Source organism: Bacillus sp. AP50 (assembly GCF_040492675.1).
GTDB lineage: Bacteria > Bacillota > Bacilli > Bacillales > Bacillaceae_G > Bacillus_A > Bacillus_A cereus.
Genome location: NZ_JBEUTW010000199.1, coordinates 1 through 4,881, shown reverse-complemented (window position 1 = coordinate 4,881; position 4,881 = coordinate 1). Strand labels below are relative to the sequence as shown.

Genomic DNA, 4,881 nt, shown 5'->3' with positions numbered 1-4,881 from the left:
ATCACGGACCTTATATAATCGACTTAAAAACCATGTATTTGAAAAACCAATAAACCCTTCGGTTTTATATAAACGACTTCATAAAAACAACTATAAAACATACAAAATAATGGGAGTCTATTTATATCCAATAGCAGATATTCAAACTGAAAATACAATGAATTTCAGTCAAAATATCTGTAATTACACCAATGAGGGAAGAAAAAATTACAAGAGAATTAAACAAAGTGTAGAACACGAAATCAATAAAATGATGTTCACACAAAGAAATGACAACTTGGAGTACGAGGATAATCGAATCTCTAGGTACTCTATGCAGTTAGGGAAATGCTCCATTTTGGGAACATTCCTAGAAGCTGAAGAGGTACATTGTCATCATGTAATCCCCAGAAAATTAGGAGGAAAAGATGATTTTAAAAACCTTGTGATTGTTCATAAATTAGTTCATACACTTATACATGCTACAAAGAAAGAGACGATTGTTAAATATAAAAACTTACTTCAATTGGATGGAAAACAATTGAAAAAACTCAATATGTTTCGTCAGAAATGTAATTTGGATATTATTGATTAGTTAATTTAATGATGGAACGCCGTATGCGGTGAAAATCGCACGTACGGTGTGGAGCAGGGGAAAAGGTGGAGATTGCCTCAAAACCTTACCTATTGCTATATAATACCATTCGTGAAAAAACAGGTTTCCAAGGGGAACCTGCCGTTTATAAATCTGGAAAATATCGTGGAAAACCAATGCATTATGACCGGGAAGAAGAATATGTAAAAGGTTTGCGTAACATCTTAAAAGATTTAGCCTCAAATGTTTTAATACGACGTGTTTTATTTGGAAAATCAGATTTTGATTTTGATGTTCACTTAGAGCAAGGTGGTATTTTACTAGTAAATACAGCCAAAGGAGAACTTGCAGATCTTTCTAATGTACTAGGAAAATTCGTATTACTAAGTATGCAAAATGCTGTATTCCGAAGAGAACCAAATATTTCACCATACCATCATATTATTGTGGATGAATTCCCTGATTATGTTGTGCGCCCGTTCAAAGAGTTCCCTGCACAATCTCGTAAATATAAAGTCATTCTGACAATTGCAAGTCAAACACTATCTCAATTAGCTTTGGATTTCACAGAGCAGTATATGTTTACTTTATTAGGTTCGTTCCGTAACAAGATGATATTTGGTGATGTAACACCATATGATGCGAAAATTTTCTCTGACATGTTTGGTGAAACAGAGGAATTTAAAGAATCCGAATCTGAACAAGCGATCTCTCCTATGCAAGAGAACCCCGTTAGTCGCTTAGGTTCGACATATCAAAAATTAAAAGAAGTCGTTATGTCACCAGGAGATATCATGGCACAAGGTGCCTTCATTTGTGCTGCGCGTATTGTACAAGACAATCATGTACAACCTGTACAACAAATTACTAGTAACTTTGTACCTAAAGAGGAATTTGCTCAAGCAATCATTCAAGTAGAGCTCAAGTCTGGACAATATTGGGAAACTGAACGTCTACGACTCATTGAAGAATCTATCGCAAAATCAAATCCTATGAAACATGTAGATGCAAATAATATAAAACAGATAGAATCATTTCCACCTATGCATAGTGATAAAATAGGACAATATCATTCCATAGAAACAAACAATAATAGTACACCGATATTATCAAAGGACTCTCAAATCAATACTACTCCTTCATCTAATACAGATTTAGATAATACAACTTCACGAGAAGAGAGCATTCCAAACGAAGACATAGAAGCCAAGCAAGAGGAAACAAGCTTCTTTAAAGATATCCTATACGATGATGTAGTATCCTTTGTTAAGGAATCAGGGACTGCTTCTATAAATGCACTACAGAGCGCATTTAAAATCGATTATACACGTGCTTCAAGATTACAAGATGCCTTACAAATGAATGGCGAGCTGCTGGGTATAACAAAAGAGAAACAGATGGAAATTGTAAGTCCTAAAAATAATATGAAGCTAGCAGAAGGGAACAAAAGGTCACCTAATACTGTGTTGGAACCAACTAGGGATATAAATTACCCAGTTCATTTAAGAATTCCTGTTGAGACCGATCCATTGCAAAAAAAGCTTCCAACAGAGGGACTTATAACTACAATATCAGAGGAAGCAAAAACAAATATTAAAACTAATTCGATGCCAGCTATAAAAACAGTTAATCCCACTAAAGAAAATAAACTTGATGAAGAGGTTGCAAAAGTTTACGAATCTATTAGCATTACTGTTCATCAAAACTTACAAAAGAATATCGTGGAGAACACTAGAACTAACGCAGAGCAGCCTGAATATAAACATATGGGCTATTCAGAACGACAAAAGGACTTAAAAACCAAACAAAAAAATAATTATAACAATACGAATTCACTACTTAATAAAAACCAGCAACAAAAGAAAAATACATCTAATGTAATGAGTAAGGAATTAGATGATTTTTTTGATTAATACCTATAGAAACCTAAAATAACTTTTTATTCAAGATTATATTTTTAGGGAAAATCTAGCTTAAATTAGGAGGAAAGGTTAGATATAGTATTTTAACTTTTCCCTTTTCAAAAAATAATACTTGCACAAATTACATAAAAACTTTATATTTTAATTAATAATTATACAAATAAAACATGACTTACGTGAAGGACACACCTTACGTACCATTCCAACGGTACAGGTGTGTCCTTTTTTACGTTCTAGGAGGAAAATATAATGGTTGAAGATAAGGTAAATACTCATATTACAAAAGAACTAGGGATGGCATTTGAACCGGATAACACGCTAGAGGACATCTTTATAGAATCAACTTTCAATCAATTTGAAAGAATACGTGAACATGAATTAGAAGAATTAGCTCGTATGAAACGTGAACGTACTGTAGGGAAAGGCTTAATTACCATAGTATCTGAAAAATTATTCCCAACTAAAAACGGGACATCTGAGCGGATACAAGTGCTCACAATGCAAATTGGTACTCATACGACAGCATATTGTCCACTTACAGAGGCGGGTATAAATATTCCTAAAAATCCTCAATGGCTGATAGGTAAAACAAAACCCGTTATTATTGAGCATTTCCAAAAAACTGAGGAAGGGAACTTTGCTGTTGTATCTATCACCGCAGGAGAACTTGCACTGCAAAGAAAATTATATGAAGAAATAGTAGAACAAGAGGGGAATAAAGTATACACAGGAACAGTTTCTGGACATATTCCATCTGCACAAACAATTCTGGTTGAAGTTCATGGTGTAACAGTGGGAGTAAGATACTCGCAATGGTCCCATTCATTCGTTCGCTCGGCGGATATTATTATTGGTGATGTTGTAGAGCTTATCATCGATAAAGTAGTGGAAAAGGATGGGCGCTACGAGTTTAGAGGGAATAAAAAGAAACTAGAAACGGATCCAATGGAAAAATTATTAGAATTAAACAAACGACGTGACCGCTTTATAGGTAAAATTGTAGGTGTAGATGCTATTGCTGGGATTTTCGTAGAAGTTGCACCAGGTATTCAGTTTAAAGGGCTAAAGGGTCGTAATCTGGCAAATCCAACCGTGGATGACGCAATAAACCAAACAATTGTTACATGTGAGCTGCTTAATATTGATGCTAAAAATAGAAGAGGAACTGTACGTATCCTAAATTATCCGCAAGGCCAAAGTAAAAAATCTAATTCGTCAATTTACCAATTTTAACAGATGATTATGCGTACAATAGAGAAACAAATGTCTACTTATATTCCTTCTATTCCTCATTTATCAAGTGAGGATGTACAAGGACTTCAAATATATCGGATACATGACTTGGATAAAACCTATGTATTCCACTCTTATGACGAATTAGTTAAGTTTAAGCAGCTTTTAACAGAGGAACAATATGCTATACTCAATTTTATTGGTATTCATACATCTGTTCGGTTTAATCATTTATTATATCTATTCAAGAATAAATTTTCACGGAAGAAAATTAATAATGCGCTTCAAGGATTACTTTACTATCAATTTATAGAAAAATGGCAAGTAGAAATTTTTGATATGGAAATCTTTGAAGAAACATATACCTTATCCAATAATGGATTTAAACTACTAAAATACTGGCAAGGGAATATGTTCTTCTTTGCCCCAGAGCGCCTTGACAATCATGGTAAATATGTTCACCTACGTTATTGGCATGACATAGACCTACTTTGTCATTTACGCTACGCTCCTTCATTTTTAGGTCATATTATGCATCCATCTATTAGTAAAGGGGTTTTTACCCCTTCTTTAAGTTTTATAGTAAATGGAGGAAAAGAACGTAAATTTAACTTTGTTGTATACTCCACCTTATTATCTGATCAAAAGAATCGATTAAAACGAATAATTGCTAGATGGCAAACTTTTGTAGATTCAGGAAAAGATGTTATTATGCAGGACTTAGGGAATAATCCTACAATCTTAGTTATTTATGTTTCTACTAAAAAACAAGCAAGGCAAATTAATAATGAACTATTACTTGATTTAATTCCTGGTAAAGTATTGTTATGCATAGGGGAATCTTTACATTTTCAAGGATTACAACACGCTTTTTATCAACCTCTTGCAGAAGGGGAGATTAAACAATTAGATACAAAGCTATTTATAGAAAACTAAGCCACCTTACAAGCTTTCGCTCCAAGGGTGGCTTGTTTATTTTATAATTAGCTTGGAATATTCAAAAAAACTTAACAAAATTAATAATCCTGTATCTACCTCTATACAAAGCAAGGATTTTGCGAAATAATATTCTTTGACACCTGTTAATAAAATAACATTATATACAAATATAGTTATTTCATTGGAGGAATATACAGGAAAGGAGTACTATAT

Annotated in this window: 3 protein-coding genes and 1 pseudogene; all 4 read left to right on the top strand. The window is 33.4% G+C overall.

The features are described from left to right. Positions 1–574, top strand: a 574-nt coding sequence (locus ABWK52_RS16375; RefSeq protein ID WP_353772006.1) for an HNH endonuclease, incomplete at its 5' end; no start/stop codon positions are given. Positions 575–675: 101 nt separating this feature from the next. Next, a pseudogene (locus ABWK52_RS16370) lies at positions 676–2,487 on the top strand (TraM recognition domain-containing protein); the annotation flags it as partial. Positions 2,488–2,745: 258 nt separating this feature from the next. Then, positions 2,746–3,729, top strand: coding sequence for an RNA-binding protein (locus tag ABWK52_RS16365; protein ID WP_098542392.1), 984 nt, complete (start codon positions 2,746–2,748; stop codon positions 3,727–3,729). A 9-nt stretch (positions 3,730–3,738) separates the two neighbouring features. Then, on the top strand, positions 3,739–4,665 hold the full coding sequence (locus ABWK52_RS16360) for a hypothetical protein (protein WP_176527147.1): 927 nt from the start codon (positions 3,739–3,741) through the stop codon (positions 4,663–4,665). Positions 4,666–4,881: the final 216 nt, after the last annotated feature.